Source organism: Streptomyces sp. NPDC046727 (assembly GCF_040645635.1).
Taxonomy (GTDB): Bacteria; Actinomycetota; Actinomycetes; order Streptomycetales; family Streptomycetaceae; genus Streptomyces.
Genome location: NZ_JBEYYR010000003.1, coordinates 1 through 20366, shown reverse-complemented (window position 1 = coordinate 20366; position 20366 = coordinate 1). Strand labels below are relative to the sequence as shown.

At 71.3% G+C, this 20366-nt stretch carries 14 protein-coding genes and 1 pseudogene; 5 read left to right on the top strand and 10 right to left on the bottom strand.

Features of this window, described 5'->3' with window-relative positions:
* Positions 1 to 70 precede the first annotated feature (70 nt).
* On the bottom strand, positions 71 to 1987 hold the full coding sequence (locus tag ABZ937_RS04180; protein WP_361686108.1) for a glycogen debranching N-terminal domain-containing protein: 1917 nt from the start codon (positions 1985 to 1987) through the stop codon (positions 71 to 73).
* Positions 1988 to 2634: 647 nt separating this feature from the next.
* The gene (locus ABZ937_RS04175) at positions 2635 to 4194 is read right to left on the bottom strand and encodes a DUF4192 family protein (RefSeq protein ID WP_361685469.1); all 1560 of its coding nucleotides are present in this window, start codon (positions 4192 to 4194) and stop codon (positions 2635 to 2637) included.
* 142 nt (positions 4195 to 4336) lie between these two features.
* On the opposite strand from ABZ937_RS04175, the gene ABZ937_RS04170 reads away from it, so the two are divergent.
* Entirely contained in the window at positions 4337 to 6502 is a 2166-nt protein-coding gene (locus tag ABZ937_RS04170) for a RecQ family ATP-dependent DNA helicase (protein WP_361685467.1), read from the top strand.
* Between the two features lie 338 nt (positions 6503 to 6840).
* Positions 6841 to 7461, top strand: a complete 621-nt coding sequence (locus ABZ937_RS04165) for a hypothetical protein (protein WP_361685465.1) — start codon at positions 6841 to 6843, stop codon at positions 7459 to 7461.
* A gap of 423 nt (positions 7462 to 7884) precedes the next feature.
* Here the strand turns inward: ABZ937_RS04165 and ABZ937_RS04160 are convergent, their stop codons facing one another.
* The 3 genes from ABZ937_RS04160 to ABZ937_RS04150 form a co-directional block, all read right to left on the bottom strand.
* The gene (locus ABZ937_RS04160) at positions 7885 to 8517 is read right to left on the bottom strand and encodes a hypothetical protein (protein ID WP_361685463.1); all 633 of its coding nucleotides are present in this window, start codon (positions 8515 to 8517) and stop codon (positions 7885 to 7887) included.
* Between the two features lie 68 nt (positions 8518 to 8585).
* Positions 8586 to 9287, bottom strand: a complete 702-nt coding sequence (locus ABZ937_RS04155) for a ribonuclease HII (protein ID WP_361685461.1) — start codon at positions 9285 to 9287, stop codon at positions 8586 to 8588.
* An 81-nt stretch (positions 9288 to 9368) separates the two neighbouring features.
* Entirely contained in the window at positions 9369 to 9992 is a 624-nt protein-coding gene (locus tag ABZ937_RS04150) for a TetR/AcrR family transcriptional regulator (protein WP_361685459.1), read from the bottom strand.
* 183 nt (positions 9993 to 10175) lie between these two features.
* Between ABZ937_RS04150 and ABZ937_RS04145 the strand changes: the two genes are divergently transcribed.
* Positions 10176 to 11726 (top strand): MFS transporter, encoded by a 1551-nt coding sequence (locus ABZ937_RS04145; RefSeq protein ID WP_361685457.1) that lies wholly within the window; start codon positions 10176 to 10178, stop codon positions 11724 to 11726.
* A gap of 367 nt (positions 11727 to 12093) precedes the next feature.
* On the opposite strand, the gene ABZ937_RS04140 is transcribed toward ABZ937_RS04145, so the two are convergent.
* From ABZ937_RS04140 to ABZ937_RS04130, 3 genes are all read right to left on the bottom strand, one after another.
* The gene (locus ABZ937_RS04140) at positions 12094 to 12999 is read right to left on the bottom strand and encodes an ADP-ribosylglycohydrolase family protein (RefSeq protein WP_361685455.1); all 906 of its coding nucleotides are present in this window, start codon (positions 12997 to 12999) and stop codon (positions 12094 to 12096) included.
* Positions 13000 to 13011: 12 nt separating this feature from the next.
* Positions 13012 to 13671 carry a histidine phosphatase family protein gene (locus ABZ937_RS04135; RefSeq protein ID WP_361685453.1) on the bottom strand — a complete coding sequence of 220 codons (660 nt, stop codon included), beginning with the start codon at positions 13669 to 13671 and terminating at the stop codon, positions 13012 to 13014.
* Between the two features lie 149 nt (positions 13672 to 13820).
* The gene (locus ABZ937_RS04130; RefSeq protein WP_361685451.1) at positions 13821 to 14426 is read right to left on the bottom strand and encodes a YdbC family protein; all 606 of its coding nucleotides are present in this window, start codon (positions 14424 to 14426) and stop codon (positions 13821 to 13823) included.
* A 125-nt stretch (positions 14427 to 14551) separates the two neighbouring features.
* Here ABZ937_RS04130 and ABZ937_RS04125 point away from each other — a divergent pair.
* A pseudogene (locus ABZ937_RS04125) lies at positions 14552 to 15112 on the top strand (TerD family protein); the annotation flags it as partial.
* Positions 15113 to 15211: 99 nt separating this feature from the next.
* Here ABZ937_RS04125 and ABZ937_RS04120 read toward each other — a convergent pair.
* On the bottom strand, positions 15212 to 18112 hold the full coding sequence (locus ABZ937_RS04120) for a vitamin B12-dependent ribonucleotide reductase (RefSeq protein WP_361685449.1): 2901 nt from the start codon (positions 18110 to 18112) through the stop codon (positions 15212 to 15214).
* A gap of 164 nt (positions 18113 to 18276) precedes the next feature.
* Positions 18277 to 18828, bottom strand: a complete 552-nt coding sequence (gene nrdR / locus ABZ937_RS04115) for a transcriptional regulator NrdR (RefSeq protein ID WP_361685447.1) — start codon at positions 18826 to 18828, stop codon at positions 18277 to 18279.
* Positions 18829 to 19390: 562 nt separating this feature from the next.
* Between nrdR and lexA the strand changes: the two genes are divergently transcribed.
* The gene (gene lexA / locus ABZ937_RS04110) at positions 19391 to 20170 is read left to right on the top strand and encodes a transcriptional repressor LexA (RefSeq protein ID WP_030750750.1); all 780 of its coding nucleotides are present in this window, start codon (positions 19391 to 19393) and stop codon (positions 20168 to 20170) included.
* The last annotated feature ends 196 nt before the right edge of the window (positions 20171 to 20366 follow it).

Below are 20366 nucleotides of genomic sequence, written 5' to 3'. Positions count from 1 at the left end.
GGGGCGCAGGGTCGCCTCCCGTCCGTCGGTCCGGTGGTGTCGTACGAGGTCATCCTCCTCTTCCGGGCGGTCACGCTCCCAGTTGCAGGCCTTCCGCCGCCGCCTCCACCATCGCGAGTCCCAGTCGGCTGATCCGCACGGCGAAGGGGGCGCCTGCGACGCGCAGTCCGCTGAGACCGAGTTCGCCGAGCGGGGCGCTCCGCACGGGGCGCAGAGTGACCGTGCGGGCGGGGGTGTCGGGGCGGATGCCGGCGAGGGAGGCGAGCAGCAGGACCACGGAGGCCGCGGCGGTGGCCGCCGGCCGGCAGGCCGCGGGATGCGGCAGGGGTGCGGAGCCGGCCGAGCGTTGCTCGCCGGCGAACATCTCGGGCATCCGGTGACCGAAGTGTTCCGCTGCTTCCAGGAGTCCTTTCAGCAGGCTTGAGGCTTCCTTCTCGTAGCCGGCCGCCGCCAGCCCGGCGACCGCGAGCGCGGTCTCCTGGACCCGCACTGCTCCGGTCCGGTGGCCGAACGGGTTGTGTCCCGCCTCTTTGGTGCCGAGGCTGCGCAGCCCCCAGCCCGCGTCCATGGCGGGGGTGCCGAGCAGCCGGGCGAGGTGTTCGGTGTGCACCTTGTCGAGCAGGCCCGGGGCGAGCCGGCCGCCGCCGAGCAGGCCCGTGTCGAGGAGGTGGACTGCGGTGGCGGCCAGGTGGGGCACGGGTCGGCCGTCCGGTGCCAGGGCCGCGGCCGGGCGTCCGCCGCCGCGGTCCTCCACCCAGAAGTCGGCCTGGAAGGCCGCCCGCAGGGTCTGGGCCCACTGGCGTAACTCCGTGGCGCCCGGTCTGTCGTAGGCATCGAGGAGATCGGCGCCGAGCAGCGCGGCGCGATGCGCGTGGGCCTGGGTCTCGCTGCGGGCCGGTCCTGCGGGGTACGGGTCGGGGAGGTAGGTGCCGTCGCCGACGGTGGTCCGCAGCCAGGTCAGGCAGCGCTCGGCCGCGGGCAGCAGTTCCTGTGTCTCCTGGTCGGGCAGCCCCCAGCGGCGGGCTTCGGCGAGCAGGACGGGGAAGAGCAGGGTGGCCTCCGTTCCGGTGCAGCTGGGTGGGAGGTGCGGGCCGGCGTCGCGTCGTGGGCCGGGGATCAGGCCGGTCCGGGGGCCTGGGCCCGGGAGCTGGGTGCGGGCCAGGGTGCGCAGGGTGCCCAGGGCGAGCCGGGTGCCCAGGGGCAACGTCATGCGGGCGGCGGCGAGGGCTTCGGCCGGGGCCATTCCACAGCGCCAGGGGGCGCCCGCCGCGAGGTAGGTGTCGGCGGGGTGTGCGGGGTCGCGCAGGAGCAGCGCCTGGAGATCGGCGACGGCCGAGTGCAACAGCGGGGCCACCCGGGGGTCGTCACCCGCCACCCGCGCGGGGGCGAGGGGGCTGGTCGCGGCGTGTCCGGCGGCCCGTAGGGGGCCTGCTCCTTCGGGCCGCACTCTCAGTTCCACGGCTGCCGTCCCGCCCGGTGGCAGTTCCAGTTCCCAGCGCAGCAGTCCGGCGGACGCCAGGGCGTCGGCGGGTGGCGGATCCGCGGTGACGCAGGCGGCGGCGTCGGCCGTGGCCCAGCGCAGACCCGAGTCGTGGACGCTGGCCGGGAGCTCGGGGCCGTGCGCGCCGGCGACGATGGCGCCGAGTTCCGCCAGGTCGGTGCCGAGGGCGACCTCCAGGGGCAGGCGCAGCGGGCGCAGGGCGGCGTTGCGGAGTGTGATCCGTTCGGTGCCGTCGGCGTGCCGTGTTCGTTCGACGACGACGTCGGGGTCGGGGCCGGCGGCCGGGGAGACGCGCAGCGTCCCCACGAAGCGAGCGCTGTCGGCTCCCGTCATCCCGGCCTGCACCGGCAGCGGCTCGCGGCCTGCCACGCGGACCTGGCAGCGGGAGAGCAGCCGCCTGCCGCCTCGGTAGAACCCGTCCAGTCCGCGGCCGGCCAGCTGCCCCGGCTCGCCGGAGATGGCGAGGCCGGGCAGGGCCACGCAGATCAGCGCGGTGTGCGTGGGCGGCAGCTCGGGCGCGGGGCGGTTGGCCGGGGGCGTGCGTGGCGGCGGTGCCGGTGCGGGCCGGCTCGGCCGGGGGGCGGGGGGCGATGGGGTCGCCCTGCCGGCGGGCCGGGCGGCGCACCCGTCGCCGCGAGCGGCCGGGGACTGAGGACCTGGGTCCGCGGGCGGCGGGAGTCGAAGGCCGGTGGGCTTCTGGGTGTGGGGACCGGCGCCGTCCGTCGGGAACGGCTCGCGATGACCCCGGGGCGGACGTTCGCCGGCGTCGGAGGTCGGAGTCGGCGGCTGGTGCATGAGGTGGCTTCTCCTGCGCTCGGTGCGCCTCGGACATGCGGGGCGGCCGGTGGGTCGCCCTGTGTGACAGGGGAGGTACGGCGGCAGGGCCCGTCCAGGCGTTCCGCCACTCAGGTGAACGGCAGGGGACTCGTCCGGGTCACGGCTCGTCCCGGGTAAGCCGACCGAGTGGTGGCGTGACCGACTGGCGACGGTGGCCGTCACGGCACTCCCTGACGCTCGGCACCGCCTCGGAAGTTCGGTCCGCCGACGTGCGGTGTGCCCTCCGGTCTTCGGCGGTGGACCGCCGGGCGTTCGAGCGAGGCCCGATGCCGGTCCGGACTCGCACCGGCCGGCGCTCATCCCTTCCCCTCGGGCTGCGGGCGCCCGCTGTCCGACGGGACGCCACCGGTCGTGGCGTCTCCCGGGCCCGCCGCACGCGTGCGCGTGGTGCCCGGGCCTCGGGTACCGGCCCGGTTGCCTTCGGCGGCGGACGATCGAGGGCGGGAGTCGGCCGGCCTCCGTCGATCGCTCTTCGCCCGGGCTGTGTGACGGCCGTCGTCGCCGTCGGCGCTGCGCGGGCGGCGCCGCCGCCGCTCCTTCGTACGGGAGTCAGGTCCGCGCCGCTGTTCGTCCGCCTGGGTGCCGGCTCCGGGTTCCAGGGCCGGGCTCTGCGCGGGCTCGGCGAGAGCGGTCTGCGTTGCCGGCTCCGCTCGCTCCGTGGCCTGCTGGGGCGTGCGCTGCGCGCTCTCCGCGCGCAGGCAGCGGCGGACCGCCTCGGGGTCGAGTCCTTCGTTGCATGCCTGGTGCAGCAGGCGGGCGAAGAGGTAGTCGGGATCCGCACCCAGCGCCATGGCCAGCGCCTCGCGCGCCTCCAGATCGTCACCCATGGACCAGGCGACCCAGCCCGCGAGGGTCAGTGGTGCGGCGGCGTGCTCGCCGTACGGCCCGACACAGCGGCGGGCCAGGGCGCGCCAGAGCCGGAGCGCCGGACCCGCCTCGTCGCCCTCCATCCAGGCGGCGGCCCTGTCGCGGGTCGTGCGGTCCTGGATTCCGAGGATCAGGGTCGCCGCCTCGTCGTCCCGGAGGAGGTCGTCGTCGCGCACGTCTGCCGGATGCGTGCCGGAGACCGGTGCGGCCGCGGCGAAGCGGCGGATGATCCGCTCGGCCAGGTCGAGGGTCTCGTCCGCCACCTCCTGGCGGGTCGTCTCGTCCAGGATGCGGGGCACCAGACTCATGCCGGCCGCGTCCAGGGCGATCTCCTGCTCCAGCGCGGCTGTGGCCTCCCAGGGCTGCAACCTGGCGCGCAACTCCCTCAGCGTGCCGCGCACCTGGAGGCCGGCGTAGGTGGCCGCCGCGGCGAGCACCGAGGTGCCGGGAAGGCCCATCGGCGAGCCGTCCTCGGGGCAGCAGCCCTTGACCGGGCAGCAGTACGACCAGAAGCGGCCGTCCGAGATGCACAGGGCCTCGATGACCGGCACGTCGAGGTTGCCGCACTCGATGCGCATGAGCTGGGCCAGCTTCTCCAGCCGCTGTTTGACGTCCCGGCCGGACTCTCCCGCGCCCGGTTCCTGGCAGACGTAGGCCACCATCCGCTCGGGCCGGGTGCCGCGCCGCTCACTGCCGGTCATCAGCCCGCGGGCCAGCTGCCGGGCGGCTGCCTCCCAGTCCTCCTCGTTCGCGGGGATGCCGAGCCGGGCTCGGCCGCCGAACCTGCCGCGGCCGCCACGGTCGTGCAGGGCGACGAGCACCATGCTGTCCTCCGGGCGGTAGCCGAGCAGATAGGGCAGGGCGTCGGCGAGTTCTGCCGGGGTGCGCAGGGTGACTTGTGCGGAGTGCTCGGTCGGTCCGGTCGACGGCTCCTGCCCCGAGATGTCGTTGCTTTCGAAGGGTCCGGCGGCTTCGCTGTGATTCGTCATGCGCCGACGATCTCGCGGATCTTGAGATTCCGCTTGGGCCTGTGGATAAGTCGAATCAGGGACACGACAAGACCGATCGTGTTGCCCACAGATCCGACCCGGGCTGGCCCGGTTGTCGGTCCCGTCCTGTTGTATGGAACGCATGGAGCACACGAGCAACGCGGATCTCCGGGCCCAGGCCGACGCCGTCCTCGCCCGGCTCGTCGGGGATGCCACGGGCGCAGCCCGGCTGCGCGAGGACCAGTGGCGGGCGATCGAGGCACTCGTCGCCGACCGGCGCCGGGCCCTGGTCGTGCAGCGCACGGGATGGGGCAAGTCCGCGGTGTACTTCGTGGCGACCTCGCTGCTGCGGGCCAGAGGAAGCGGGCCCACGGTGATCGTCTCGCCGCTGCTCGCCCTCATGCGCAACCAGGTGGACGCGGCGGGCCGGGCCGGGATCCACGCCCGCACCATCAACTCCGCCAACACCGAGGAGTGGGAGAGCGTCCAGGCCGAGATCGCGGCGGGCGACGTGGACGTGCTGCTCGTCTCGCCCGAGCGACTGAACAACCCCGACTTCCGCGACCAGGTGCTGCCCAAGCTGTCCGCGGCCACCGGCCTGCTGGTGGTGGACGAGGCCCACTGCATCTCCGACTGGGGCCACGACTTCCGCCCCGACTACCGCCGGCTGCGCACCATGCTCGGCGACCTCCCGCCCGGCGTCCCCGTGCTGGCCACCACCGCCACGGCCAACGCGCGGGTGACCGCGGACGTCGCCGAACAGCTCGGCACGGGCGGCACGTCCGACGCCCTGGTACTGCGCGGGCCGCTGGACCGGGAGAGTCTGAGCCTCGGCGTGCTGCGGCTCCCGGACGCCACGCACCGGATGGCCTGGCTCGCCGACCATCTCGACGAGCTGCCGGGCTCCGGCATCATCTACACGCTCACCGTCGCCGCCGCCGAGGAGGTCACCGCCTTCCTGCGGCAGCGCGGACACGCCGTCGCCTCGTACACGGGCAAGACGGAGAACGCCGAGCGGCAGCAGGCGGAGGACGACCTGCTCGCCAACCGCGTCAAGGCCCTGGTCGCCACCTCCGCGCTCGGCATGGGCTTCGACAAGCCGGATCTCGGTTTCGTGGTCCACCTCGGCTCGCCCTCCTCCCCCATCGCCTACTACCAGCAGGTCGGCAGGGCAGGCCGCGGCGTCGCACACGCCGAGGTCCTGCTGCTGCCGGGCAAGGAGGACGAGGCGATCTGGCAGTACTTCGCATCGCTGGCCTTCCCCTCCGAGGACCTGGTCCGGCGCACCCTGGACGTCCTCGCCCGCGCCGAGGGGCCCCTGTCGCTGCCCGCCCTGGAACCGCTGGTCGAGCTGCGCCGCTCACGCCTGGAGACCATGCTGAAGGTCCTCGACGTGGACGGCGCGGTGCGCCGGGTCAAGGGCGGCTGGATCGCGACCGGGCAGCCGTGGTCGTACGACGCCGAGCGCTACGCGTGGGTGGCCCGGCAGCGCGCGGCCGAGCAGCACGCGATGCGTGAGTACGCGGCCACCACCGAGTGCCGGATGGAGTTCCTGCAGCGCCAGCTGGACGACGAGGGCGCCAAGCCCTGTGGCCGCTGCGACAACTGTGCGGGAGCGCGCTTCGCCTCCGGCCTGTCCACGGCGGCCCTGGACGCCGCGCGGAGCGACCTGGGCCGTGCGGGGGTGGAAGTGGAGCCCCGTCGCATGTGGCCGACCGGCCTCCCGGCCATCGGAATCGACCTCAAGGGGCGGATCCCGGCCGCTGAACAGGCCTTGCAGGGGCGGGCTCTGGGTCGCCTCTCGGACATCGGCTGGGGCAACCGGCTGCGTCCGCTGCTCGCGCCGCAGACGCCGGACGCCGCGGTGCCGGACGACGTGGCGCGAGCCGTGGTCGACGTGCTCGCCGACTGGGCCCGAGGGCCCGGCGGCTGGGCCTCCGGTGCGTCCGACGCCCCGCCCCGGCCGGTGGGCGTGGTCACCGTTGCCTCGCGCAGCCGGCCCCTGCTGATCCACTCCTTGGGCACCCGTATCGCAGAGATCGGCAGGCTCCCGCTGCTCGGGGCGGTGGAATACGCCGGGGACGTCCCCCGGGTGGGGCGCAGCAACAGCGCTCAGCGGCTGAAGGCCCTCGACGGCGCGTTGACGGTGCCGCCCGCCCTGGCGTCGGCACTCGCCGAGGCGCACGGTCCGGTGCTGCTCGTCGACGACTTCACGGAGACGGGCTGGACGCTGGCGGTCGCGGCACGCCTGCTGCGGAAGTCCGGGGCGCGCGGTGTGTTGCCGCTGGTACTCGCCGTCCAGGGATGAGCTGTGCGTCGCCGCTGGTCCTCGCCGAGGATCGACCGACGCGCCGCCGCTGGTCCTCGCGGTCCAGAGGTGGACGCGCAACCGTTCGCGGGCGCGGGGGACCATGGCCGGCGGCATCAGGCGTCGACAGTCGAACCCTTGGGTAGGGATATAAGCCACGCACCACCAGATAACAGCCGGTGGCCCCAATTGCTCGTTGCCGCATCCAAGTTCGACAGGAAGAATTGAGGTCCGCTACCCGCACGGTCCGTCCGTCATCCGGTTGGGCTCCGTTGCGGTGCGCGCTCCCCCGAATCCGACCTCGCCCTCAGTGTGGGCGCGTAGCCGAAGGGAGGAACGTGACCTTCGGATTCGCCTCGTCCTCGGCGGCCTCGTTGTCGACGTCCGCGTCCGCCGCTTCCGCCAGTCGCCTGCTTGAGCCGGCGGAGTGGGCCTCCGCCGGAATCCCGCTGCTGCGCAACCCCCGTGAGGTCGTCAGCGGGCTGCATGCCCGCCATCAGCCGAAGCCGCTCACGGCGATCGTGGCCGTGCTCGATCCGGACGAGCGGCTGCGGGCCAGCGCCTCGTTCACGCGCCGTCCGGCCCCGGCCGACGGCTGGATGTTCCGCAACGCACTGCTGGCCCAGCTCCGCCGGGTGATTCCGCATGACCTGCGTCGCCGCACCCCTGTGCGCACGGCCATCCTGCTCTACTGCCGCGAGGGCGACGCGCGTTGGACCGAGGAGGACGGCGCCTGGATGTGGGGACTGCGCGACGCCTGCACGCTGCACGGGCTGCGCTGCGGGGCGTACATCACGCTGACGCACGACGGCTGGCAGGTGCTCGGCGAGGGACGCGGTGGACGCCGGCCCAACGCGGACTCCCCGCCGGAGCCCTTCGCCACGTCGGAGGCGCCACCGCTCATATCGCGCACCGGTGGCCCGGTCTCCGATGTTCTGCGCCGCGCGGCGGCTCGCTGAACGGCGCGACGCCGGCTGTACGACGCCTCCGTCCCGCGACCGGCCGGCACCAGCGGCACACCCGGCTGACGTACGACGACTGTGGCGAACCGGCGTGCGCCGCGAGCGGCCCCGAGGAGGACGAGCGGGCTCACGCGTCGAGCCCGGCCGACCTGCGAGAGCCGCTCCCGGCGTGACCCGGCACGCTCACCTCGTCCATGGCCGCGCGGGCAGGGACGTGCCGTCCGGCCCCGGTATGCGCCGCCGCGACGGCCTGGATCAGGCCCGCCGGACGATCCCTGCGCCCCTCGGGGTGCCCGGGAGAGCCGCCTCAGCGGCGGAACGGCCGCGGCCCGTCGTCCGGGCATGCCGAAAGCCGCACCATGCGGATTCCGCCGGAACGACTCCCCCGACACCCCGGTGCCCCAAGGTGCCTGGCGCGGCTCAGACGCCGGCGCCCAGCACCGAGTTGATCTGCTGCGGGTCGCCGCAGACGATCAGCAGCGCACCGGCCCGAGCGTGGGCCAGCGGGAGGGCGGAGGCAGCGGCGGAGGCAGGACCTCCGTTGACGGCCACGACGACGACCGGGCGGGACGCGGCACGCGAGGCGATGGCGGCATCCGTGTAGAAGACGTCGTCACCGGCGTCGTGCTGCGCCCAGTAGGGCGCTTCGCCGAAGGACAGCTCGTGCTCGGCCCAGGGGTGCTGGGCACCCGTGGTGATCACAAGCACGTCGCCGGGGGCACGGCCCGAGTCCAGGAGCAGGTCCACCGCCTCTTCGGCGGCGTCGAGCGCGCCCTCGGCGGAGGCCGGGATCAACTGGATCTGCGGGCTCGCCGCGGTGGCGGCGGGAGTGGCCGGGCCGGAGGGGCCAGGCTGGGCCGGAGCCACGTCACGCGGCGCGCGCTGCACCGGTGGCGCGGGCCGCGGAGGGCCGGGACGACCGGGGCGGGCCGGAGCCGCGGGGCGGGGACCGGGTACGGGGCGTGGGGTCGGCGCGGTACGGCTGCTGGCCGGAGTGGCGCGGGGACCCTGGGCACTCTCGTGAATCTGAGGCTCCTCGGGAATGAGAGGCATGAGCTGATATTTATCAAACATTGGTGCGGCGCGGATGACCGGGTGGCACATCAGTGCGAGCGGAACCGTCAGAAATCGAAGCCGAGCTGACCCTCAATTTCCGGAACGCTTCCGTCCGCCCAGCTGCGGACCTTCTTGAGGTGCCGCCACTGAGGCAACGCATCAAGATACGCCCACGACAGGCGGTGGTGCGGGGTGGGCCCCCACTCCTCCAGAGCAGCCTTGTGCACGGGCGACGGATACCCGACGTTGTCCGCAAATCCGAAGTGTGCATGGTCGATACCCAGTTCGGCCATCATTTTGTCGCGCTGAACCTTGGCGATCACCGACGCCGCCGCGACAGCCACACACGATCGATCGCCCTTGATCACCGTGCGCACCTTCCAGGGGGCGCCGAGGTAGTCGTGCTTCCCGTCGAGGATCACGGCGTCGGGGCGGACCGGCAGGGCGTCCAGCGCACGGACCGCGGCAAGCCGCAGCGCGGCCGTCATCCCCAGGTCATCGATCTCCTCGGGAGAAGCATGCCCCAGCGCATAGGACGTCACCCATGACCGCAGGGCCTCGGCGAGTTCCGTACGCCGCTTGATCGTCAGCAGCTTGGAGTCCGTCAGCCCCTCGGGCGGGCGGCGGAGTCCGGTGATCGCCGCGCAGACGGTGACAGGCCCGGCCCAGGCGCCGCGCCCCACCTCGTCAACACCGGCAATGACCTTCGCTCCGGTCGTGGCGCGCAGGGAGCGCTCGACGGTGTGAGTAGGTGGTTCGTACGGCATGGCGCCCTTAGCCTACGCCGCCGGGATCACCGTGCGACACCCCGGTCGCCGGACCGGCACCGAGAGTGCCGGCGCCGGGGATCAGGTTCCGTAGGGCCGCAGCAGCGGGAGCATCAGCTGGTCGACCAGCTCTTCGAGATCGCGATCGTTCCATTCGCTCGCGCACATCTTCGATCGGTACATCATCATGGCCGGGATGGCGTCGTAGACATATCCGTTGGCCGCGTCCGAACGAACCTCCCCTCGCTCTATCCCACGGGTGATGACGGCGCGAAGCAGCTCGACGGTCGGCTCCACCACACTCCCGATGATCACTTCCTCGAAGCGCTCCGCTTGCATGTGATCACATTCGTGAATGACGGAGCGCAGCGCGACGCCGGGCCGCGAGTACATGATCTGCCGCACCTGCCGGCACAGGGCGAGGAGGTCCTCGCGCACGCTTCCGCGGTCCGGGGCCTTCTCCACCCGGGGCAGTCCGGACACCAGGGCATCCGCGACCAGATCCTCCTTGGAGGGCCAGCGGCGATAGACCGCGGCCTTGCCGGTCTGGGCGCCGGCCGCGACGCCCTCCATGGTCAGCCCCTTCCAGCCGACCGTGCTGAGCTGTTCCAGGGCGGCGTCCAGGATCGCGCGCTCCAGTACCGCACCGCGCCGACGAGGGGAAGCCGTACGGGCAGGCGCGGCCGTCCAGCGCGAGGTAACCATCTGTGTTTCTCCAGCATGCAAGGGAAGCGGGGATTCCGGGGCAGTGGCGCCGCGCTGCAGCAACGGGGGACGCGGGACGCGGCGCGCGATTAAGTGAACGCTTGCGTTCACTGTTGAGGACTCACTACCGTGGGTGCGACAGTGAACGCGAGCGTTCACTAATGCCTGTATGGGGGACCCATAGTGACGACCTCTCAGCTGCTCCAGGACGACCAGAAACCGGGCGTGGCCCGCCGGGAGGGGCATCCCGGCATCGCACTCACCGTCATCGCGGCTTGCCAACTCATGGTGGTACTCGACGCGACGATTGTGAACATCGCGCTCCCGCACATTCAAGACGCGCTCAAGTTCAGTACCACCGACCTGACTTGGGTGGTCAGCGCCTACACGCTCACCTTCGGCGGCCTGCTGCTGCTCGGTGCGCGGGCCGGTGACATCCTCGGCCGCCGCCGAGTGTTCATGGCCGGCATCCTGCTGTTCACCTTCGCCTCGCTGCTGGGCGGTCTGGCCCAGGAACCCTGGCAGCTGCTGGCCGCACGGGCCCTGCAGGGTGTGGGCGGCGCGATCGCCTCGCCCACGTCGCTGGCGCTGATAACGACGACCTTCCCCGAAGGTCCCGAACGCAACCGGGCCTTCGGCGTGTTCGCCGCCGTGTCCGCGGGCGGTGGCGCCATCGGCCTGCTCGCGGGCGGCATGCTCACCGACTGGCTCGACTGGCGGTGGGTGCTGTTCGTCAACGTGCCCATCGGCGTGCTGATCGCCTCGCTCGCGCCGCTGTACATCAACGAGTCCCAGCGGCATCCGGGACGCTTCGACATCACCGGTGCACTGACTTCCACGGTCGGCATGGCCTCGTTGGTGTACGGGTTCATCCGCGCGGCGGAGGACGGCTGGCGTGACGGCCTCACCATCGGCTCCTTCGGCGCGGCCGTGGTGCTGCTGCTCGCCTTCGTCTTCACGGAGATGAGGGCGAAGGAGCCGATCACCCCGCTCCGGATGTTCGCCGACCGGAACCGCTGGGGCACGTACGTGATCATGCTGAGCCTGGCCGCGGCGATGTTCGGCATGTTCTTCTACATCGTGCTGTTCGTGCAGAACGTGCTCGGCTACAGCGCCATCAAGGCCGGTATCGCCTTCCTCCCCGTGACCGTCGCGATCGCGGTCGGCGCGGGTCTGTCCCAGCGTTTCCTGCCGGCTCTCGGCCCCAAGACGTTCATGATGACCGGTTCGGCACTCGTGATGATCGGGCTCGTCTGGCAGACCTTCATCCGGCCCGACAGCACCTATGTGGGCGGAGTGCTGGGCCCCATGCTGGTGTTCGGCTTCGGCATGGGCCTGAACTTCGTGACGGCCACCGTCACCGCCGTGTCGGGTGTCGCCCAGCACGAGGCCGGCGCGGCTTCCGGACTGCTCAACGCCATGCAGCAGGTCGGTGGTTCGCTCGGACTGTCGATCCTGACGACCGTCTTCGGGTCGGCCAGCACGGACGAGGCGAAGAAGCAGCTGCCGAAGTTCCTCGCCGGCGCCACACCGGAGCAGAAGGCGCAGTTCGCCAAGACGCACCAGTTGCCGGCTCCCTGGGGGCACGACGTACTCGCCCACGGCATCTCGACCGCCTTCATACCGGCAGCCGCGATGGCCGGGCTGGGCTTCCTGACCGCCTGGCTGGTACTGAGGGTCCGCAAGGACGACCTCGACTCCCTCACGGGCGCGGCGGGCCCGCACATCGGCTGAACCGGGCCGTGCCGCGCGAAGCCGCGGCCGGCCGGACCGCCGCCGGGGGACGGACGGCGCACGCGGCGGTCCGGCCGGCCGCACCACGGCCACCCGCGCACGCCACAGCGCCAGCAGCAGGGCCAGGCAGAGAGCCAGGCCCTGCCTCAGGCCCAGCTCCGACACCGGCACCTCCGGCTCCGGCAAGGCGAACGCCATCTCGCGCCCCCTCCCTCGCTCGTCGTCACCTCTCCGCCACCCCTGCGATCACAGGAGAGATGGGCGGCGGATACCGGAAGAACGCACGACGGTCACAGAGAGTTCCGGGCGGGCACGGAGAGTTTCCGATCGCCCAGGTGTACGGCGATCACGCGGACAGCGGGAGCCGTCAGACGCCGGTGGGCACCCAGTCCGGGAATGCCTCGGTACGCCGCACCCACTCGGCGGGCGGTGCCCCGGCCTTGCCGGCGGCGAGCACGCCACCCACGATCGCGCAGGTCGTGTCGACGTCCCCGCCGACCTGGGCGGTCGTCCAGAACGCCGTCTCGTAGTCACCGAGGGACCGGGCGGCGGACCAGAGGGCGAAGGGGACGGTGTCGTGGGCGGTCGTACGGCGTCCGCAGCCCAGGACGGCCGCGACGGTGGCCGCGTCGCCGTAGTCGAGCATGTCCCGGGCGCGGCGGAGGCCCTGGCCGACCGCGCTCTTCGGCACGAGGGCGATGACGCCGTCGAGGAGGGTCTCGGGGGTGGGCGGCCCGTCCGGCGAGCCGGCCAGTGCCGCCGCGGCGGCCACGGCCATCGCCCCGACCACGGCCTCCCGGTGCTGGTGCGTGGGATAGGCCGAGATCTCCGCCTGGTGGGTCGCCTGCTCGGGGTCGTTCGCGTACCAGGCACCCAGGGGCGCGATACGCATCGCCGCGCCGTTGCCCCAGGACCCCTGTCCGTTGAAGAGTCCGGCGGCCAGCCGGCGCCAGTCCTCGCCCTCCCGGACCAGGCGCAGCAGCCGGTTGACGGCGGGGCCGTAACCCCGGTCGAAGTCGTGGTGCTCGGCGAAGGAGCGGGCGAGCGCGTCCTGGTCGACGCGGTGGTGGGTGGCGAGGATGGCAACCACGGAGCAGGCCATCTCGGTGTCGTCCGTCCACTGCCAGGGGCCTGCGGGCAGCTCGCGGCGTTTCAGTAGCGGGTAGTTCGCGGGGACGAAGAACTGGGAGCCCAGCGCGTCCCCCACGGCCAGCCCGTGCAGGCTCGCCAGGGCGCGCTCCAGGCGCCCGAGGGAAGAGGAGTCAGCGGTCATCGCTCTGCCACTCTATCCGGTCACCCAGTAGGGGACAGGCTCGCGCCAGCGTTCGAAAGGTCGGTCGAGCGTGTACTTGCCGTCCTCTCCCAGAACGAGCATCCGCATCTCGGCGTTCCCGGGATTGCAGAGGGACTCGAATTCCGCGACCGTCCAGTGGAACCAGCGCATGCAGAACAGCCGCATCGCAAGCCCGTGGGTCACCAGGAGGACGTTCGGAGGGTGGTCGGGCGCCTCGAAACTGCGGAACAGGCTCTCCAGGAAGCCGCCGACCCGGTCGTACACGTCGGCGCCGGACTCGCCCTGGGGAAACCTGAAGAAGAAGTGGCCGTACGCGTCGCGGTAGGCCTTCTGCAGGCGCACATCGTCGCGGTCCTGCCAGTTGCCCCAGTCCTGCTCGCGCAGTCGGGGTTCCTCCCGGACGCGTATGAGGTCGGGGTCGAGGTCGAAGGCGCGGAGCGTCTCGTGGGTGCGGCGGTACGGGGAGACGTACACGCTCACGGGCTCCCGGCCGAACACCTCGCGGAGCTGTCTGCCGGTCTCCTCGGCCTGCCGCCGGCCGCGCTCGGTCAGCGCGAGGGCGTGGTCGGGTTCGCGCTCGTACACGGAGTCGTCAATGTTGCCGGTTGACTCGCCGTGCCGGACAAGGACGATGCGCCGTGGTCGTGCCATGCCAAAACCCTAGATCGAACGGCGGACGATCGAGCACTCGCTCCGCCCCTGTACGGCGTAGGTCACACGTTTCGTGCGTCCCGGGCCACTTCCGGAGCCTCCCTGCGGCGGCATCGGGCAGTGCGTTTGCTGATCAGACCCATCATGACTCAGACCGTCCAGGACGGCTCAAGATCCACGATGTCCCCGGAGAGTGCCGCGACGTCCGCCTCGGTCTGGGCGCGCAGGGCGAGACGCTCCACGCGCTCCGTGCGGTACTTGCCGTGCTCCGCCGCCGCCCGCCACATCGACAGGATGAGGAACTCCTGCTCCGGGGCCTCGGCGAACATGCCGCGGATCATGCCGGGTGAGCCGGCCATCGCCGGGTTCCAGACCTTCTCCTGCATGAGCGTGAAGTGCTCGACGCGCTCCTCATGGACCCGGCACAGGGCCACGCGGATCAGATCGGCGTCGGTGAAGCGCGGCTCGAAGCCCGTCTTCACATCGAAGCGGTACTCGAACAGCTTGACCTGGGCGTCCTTGAACGTGCCGGACTGGGCGGCGGCCAGGCGGTCGTGGGAGCGGGCCATGAAGGAGTCGTAGAAGGCACGGCTCTCCCAGAAGGCGAAGATGTGCGCGACCCCCTGCCGCTGCCGGCTCCAGCCCCCGCCCTGTCCCCGAAATCCCGGCTCCCCCGGAAGCCCCGCCCATTTTCGCTGCCCCCGCTCGAAGCCCCGGCGGTCCACCACGGCGCAGCGAATCCACTTGACCAGCACCGCGCCATCGTAAGGCCAGCGGGCATGGCGCCGGTCACGCTCGGGCGGAGATCGCCCGCGCGTGCGCCCCCGCGCGCGTGGCACGATGGACAAGAAACCCCGGCTGAAGGGGAGTTGGGGTCGAGCTAGCCACAGGGGGAAGGGGAAGCCTGGTGACCGGCTTCAGCAAGGGAATCCGCAAGGTGGAGGTCGCGCTCAAGTGGGACCCCAGTCCGGCGGGTCAGCCGCCGACCGATCTCGACATCGTCGCCGCGACGTTCGTGTCGGGTGACGCGTACGGGGCTCCGGCCTATCTGGTGCACTTCGACAGCCGTTCGCCGGACGGCACGATTCTCCTGAACCGAGACAGCACGGACGGCAGGGGCTTCGGCTGGGACGAGATCATGACGCTCGAACTGGACCGTCTGGACGGCCGCTACGCGCGTGTGGTGGTGGGTGTCGTCATCCAACAGCGGTCCGGGGACAGGACGTTCGGCAACGTGCTGAATCCCGCCGTACGCGTCCGGGAGGGCTACACCGTGCTCGCCGAGGACGACTTCGGTTCGGTCCTCGGGTCGACGGCCGCCACTTTCGCCGAGTTCGTGCGGGACGGCTCCGGGGAGTGGACCTTCCGTCCCGGGCTGCACGGCTTCGACGAGGATCCGGCGACCTTCACCCAGGTCATGGGCCGGGCGCACCAGCCCTGACGTCCGCGTTCCGCACGGGCATGAAGTGGCACACGATCGAACATGAGTAAGGGGCGCCGGCCATGGGCCGGCGCCCCTTACTTCAGGAACGGCGTGTCATCAGCTGCAGCCGCTGGTCGAGCCGCAGCCCTCGCAGATGTAGCAGGAACCGGCCCGCTGCATCTTCGTACCGCAGGAGAAGCACAGCGGGGCGTCGGCCTGGATGCCCAGCTGCATCTCCACCAGCTCGGCGCTGGTGTGCGCCTGCCTCGGGGCGGGCTTGGCCGCCTCGGACTCGGCCTTCGGCGTGGCGACCGCCTTCAGCTCCTGGGCGCGCGGCGCCGACTGGGCGAGGCCCTCGACGTCGACCTCGTCCTCGTCCTCGGCAGGCTCGTAGGAGCCGGTCTCCAGGTGACGCCGACGCTCTTCGGCGGAGTGGATGCCGAGCGCGGAGCGCGTCTCGAAGGGCAGGAAGTCCAGCGCCAGGCGGCGGAAGATGTAGTCGACGATCGACTGCGCCATCCGCACGTCCGGGTCGTCCGTCATGCCGGCCGGCTCGAAGCGCATGTTGGTGAACTTCGAGACGTACGTCTCCAGCGGCACGCCGTACTGGAGGCCCACGGAGACGGCGATGGAGAAGGCGTCCATCATGCCCGCGAGAGTCGAACCCTGCTTGGACATCTTCAGGAAGACCTCACCGAGACCGTCGTCCGGGTAGGAGTTGGCGGTCATGTAGCCCTCGGCACCGCCGACCGTGAAGGACGTGGTGATGCCGGGACGGCCCTTGGGCAGGCGCTTGCGGACCGGACGGTACTCGACGACCTTCTCGACGGCCTCACGGATCGTCGCCTCGGTCTTCGCGGTCACCTCGGCCTTCTCGTCCTCCTTCTTCTTGGCGGAGAGCGGCTGGCCGACCTTGCAGTTGTCGCGGTAGATCGCGAGCGCCTTGACGCCCAGCTTCCAGGCCTCGAAGTAGATCTCCTCGACCTCCTCGACGGTCGCCGTCTCCGGCATGTTGACCGTCTTGGAGATGGCGCCGGAGATCCACGGCTGGATCGCGGCCATCATGCGGACGTGGCCCATCGGGGAGATGGCGCGCTCGCCCATGGCGCAGTCGAACACCTCGTAGTGCTCGTGCTTGAGGCCGGGAGCGTCGATCACGTTGCCGTGCTCGGCGATGTGGGCGACGATCGCCTCGATCTGCTCCTCCTGGTAGCCCAGGCGGCGCAGGGCCTGCGGGACGGTGCCGTTGACGATCTGCATCGAGCCGCCGCCGACCAGCTTCTTGAACTTCACCAGAGCCAGGTCGGGCTCGACACCGGTGGTGTCGCAGGACATCGCGAGGCCGATGGTGCCGGTCGGCGCGAGGACGGACGCCTGGGAGTTACGGAAACCGTTCTTCTCGCCGAGGCGCAGAACGTCCTGCCAGGCCTCCGTGGCGGCGGCCCAGACGGGGGTGTCCAGGTCGTCCATGCGGACGGCGTCGACGTTGGCGTCGGCGTGCTGCTTCATGACGCGGTTGTGGGCGTCGGCGTTGCGGGCGTAGCCGTCGTAGGTGCCGACGACCGCGGCCAGCTCGGCGGAGCGGCGGTAGGCCGTGCCGGTCATCAGGGAGGTGATGGCGCCGGCCAGGGCGCGGCCGCCGTCGGAGTCGTAGGCGTGGCCGGTCGCCATCAGCAGGGCGCCGAGGTTGGCGTAGCCGATGCCGAGCTGGCGGAACGCGCGCGTGTTCTCGCCGATCTTCTGGGTCGGGAAGTCCGCGAAGCAGATCGAGATGTCCATCGCGGTGATGACCAGCTCGACGACCTTCTGGAAGCGCTCGGCCTCGAAGGACTGGTTGCCCTTGCCGTCGTCCTTCAGGAACTTCATCAGGTTCAGCGAGGCCAGGTTGCAGGACGTGTTGTCCAGGTGCATGTACTCGCTGCACGGGTTCGACGCGGTGATCCGGCCGGACTCGGGGCAGGTGTGCCAGTTGTTGATGGTGTCGTCGTACTGGATGCCCGGGTCGGCGCAGGCCCATGCGGCCTCGGCGATCTTGCGGAAGAGGGCCTTGGCCTCGACCTCTTCGATGACCTCGCCGGTCAGGCGGGCGCGCAGACCGAACTGGGCGCTGTTCTCGACCGCCTTCATGAACTCGTCGTTCACGCGGACCGAGTTGTTGGCGTTCTGGTACTGGACGGACGTGATGTCGTCGCCGCCCAGGTCCATGTCGAAGCCCGCGTCGCGCAGGACGCGGATCTTCTCCTCCTCCTTGACCTTGGTCTCGATGAAGTCCTCGATGTCGGGGTGGTCGACGTCGAGCACGACCATCTTGGCGGCGCGGCGGGTGGCACCACCGGACTTGATGGTGCCGGCGGAGGCGTCGGCGCCGCGCATGAAGGAGACCGGGCCGGAGGCGTTGCCGCCGGAGGAGAGCAGCTCCTTGGAGGAGCGGATGCGGGAGAGGTTCAGGCCGGCGCCGGAGCCGCCCTTGAAGATCATGCCCTCTTCCTTGTACCAGTCGAGGATCGACTCCATGGAGTCGTCGACGGACAGGATGAAGCAGGCGGAGACCTGCTGGGGCTGCGGGGTGCCGACGTTGAACCAGACGGGGCTGTTGAAGCTGAAGATCTGGTGCAGGAGGGCGTACGCCAGCTCGTGCTCGAAGATCTCGGCGTCGGCGGGCGAGGCGAAGTACTTGTAGTCCTCGCCGGCCTTCCGGTACGTCTTCACGATGCGGTCGATCAGCTGCTTGAGGCTGGTCTCGCGCTGCGGGGTGCCGACGGCACCGCGGAAGTACTTGCTGGTGACGATGTTGACCGCGTTCACCGACCAGAAGTCGGGGAACTCGACGCCACGCTGCTCGAAGTTGACCGAGCCGTCGCGCCAGTTGGTCATGACGACGTCACGGCGCTCCCACGTCACCTCGTCGTACGGGTGCACGCCGGGGGTGGTGTGGATGCGCTCGATACGCAGCCCCTTGGTGGCCTTGGTGCCCTTGGCTCGGGAACCTCGTGCCGGACCGCTCGCCGTCTCTGTCATGCCGCCTCCCTGTACGGGCAAAAACGCCCTGAAGTGCCCATTTGTTCCCGTGGGCACGTGTTTCTGTCTGGCGTTGCGGGCACCCTCAGCTGCCGCCCGCAACAGGTCTTCGTTCGCCGCCTCCCGGCCGGAACCGGCGTCTCCGCCCTGTTCCGGCCCGCCGGTCAGTCGGCGGCGTGGGCGGGCACGGGGACCTGAGTGGTCCCGCCGGGCCCGCGGTTGTCTTCCTGGCTCCCCGCGCCCGCGTCTTCGTCGTCCGCGGCGGGGTCCCGCGTCGCCTCCCTCAGCTCCGCGATGGCGGCCTCGAAGTCCTCAAGCGAGTCGAACGCCCGGTAGACGGAGGCGAACCGGAGATAGGCGACGAGGTCGAGCTCCTGCAACGGGCCGAGTATGGCCAGGCCCACGTCGTGGGTGGTCAGCTCGGCGCTTCCGGTCGCGCGCACCGCCTCCTCGACCCGCTGCCCGAGCTGGGCGAGTGCGTCCTCGGTGACAGGCCGTCCCTGGCACGCCTTGCGCACGCCGTTGATGACCTTGGTACGACTGAAAGGCTCGGTGACGCCGGACCGCTTGACCACCATGAGCGAGCACGTCTCCACGGTCGTGAAACGACGGGAGCAGTCAGGGCACTGGCGGCGCCGGCGGATGGACGTGCCGTCGTCGGTCGTACGACTGTCGACCACGCGGCTGTCGGGGTGCCTGCAGAAGGGGCAGTGCATGTTCTCCAACCCTCCTCACAGCAGACTCGTCAGCCTCGCCGGACCCGAGGGCCCCGCGAAGCAGCCCTAAGCATAGGCGATCGCCGAGCCTTCTCCGACCGGGGGACCACAACTTGTGGGCTGCGGTAGCCATCCAACCACTAGATGTGGGGATTGACTCATACGGCGAGGCAGACACGCGTGTCGCGAGGAAACGGCCACCGAGGGAAACTGCGGCGACCAGCGCGGACACGCGGGCGCCGCGCTGCGTCGCCGTGGCGGTTGCGGGGATACCGTGGGCGCTACACGGAGGACGCGTGGCACTCCCGCGCAGAAAGACCCCCGGGTCCCGGACTGCGGGATTCCGGATGGCAGACTGGGGACGCGGCCCACGAGGCGGGCAACCCCAGCGGTGAAGAGTACAACAATGGGCACTTTTGCCCGCCAGATGTCGCGCTAGCCATACACCCAGACACATGATCGCGTCAGGCGAAACGCACTTTTTCACTCGAACGTGTGTTTGGCGCAACCTTTCGAAAGCAACTACCGTTGTGCAGCAGGGAGACCATCGAGAGGGGCCGACGTGACCACCACCGCAGACAGTGCCACCATCACCGCCCAGGACCGCTCCCAGGGCCGAGTCGAGCCGGTACACGCGATGAACGAAGCCACGAATCCCGAGGGACACAAGCGCTCCCTGCCGGGCCGACCTCCAGGCATCCGGGCGGACAGCTCGGGGCTCACCGACCGGCAGCGCCGGGTCATCGAGGTCATCAGGGACTCCGTCCAGCGACGCGGCTACCCGCCGTCGATGCGGGAGATCGGCCAGGCCGTGGGCCTCTCCAGCACGTCTTCCGTCGCCCACCAGCTGATGGCACTGGAGCGCAAGGGCTTCCTGCGCCGCGACCCGCACCGCCCGCGCGCTTACGAGGTACGCGGCTCCGACCAGGCCGTCACCGTGCAGCCCACGGACACCGCCGGCAAGCCTGCCGCGTCGTACGTCCCGCTGGTCGGCCGTATCGCCGCCGGTGGCCCGATCCTCGCGGAGGAGTCCGTCGAGGACGTCTTCCCTCTCCCCCGCCAGCTCGTGGGTGACGGTGAACTCTTCGTCCTGAAGGTCGTCGGCGACTCCATGATCGAGGCCGCGATCTGCGACGGCGACTGGGTCACCGTGCGCCGCCAGCCGGTCGCCGAGAACGGCGACATCGTGGCCGCCATGCTCGACGGCGAGGCCACCGTCAAGCGCTTCAAGCGCGAGGACGGCCATGTGTGGCTGCTCCCCCACAACGCGGCCTACGAGCCGATCCCCGGCGACGACGCGACCATTCTGGGCAAGGTCGTCGCGGTGCTGCGCCGCGTGTGACGGCCGCGGCGGGCGGGCCCTGGCTCGCTCCCTGACCGGGCCCCGGAACCCCTGCGCCGGTTCCGGGGCCCTGCACATGTCCGAGGGGCGGCCACAGGGCCGCTCCCATCGCGAGGGGGGCGTGACCGGCGAGGGCAAGGGCGAGCCGTACACCCTCGCCCAGTACCGCAACCGGTACGCCCAGTACCGCACCGAC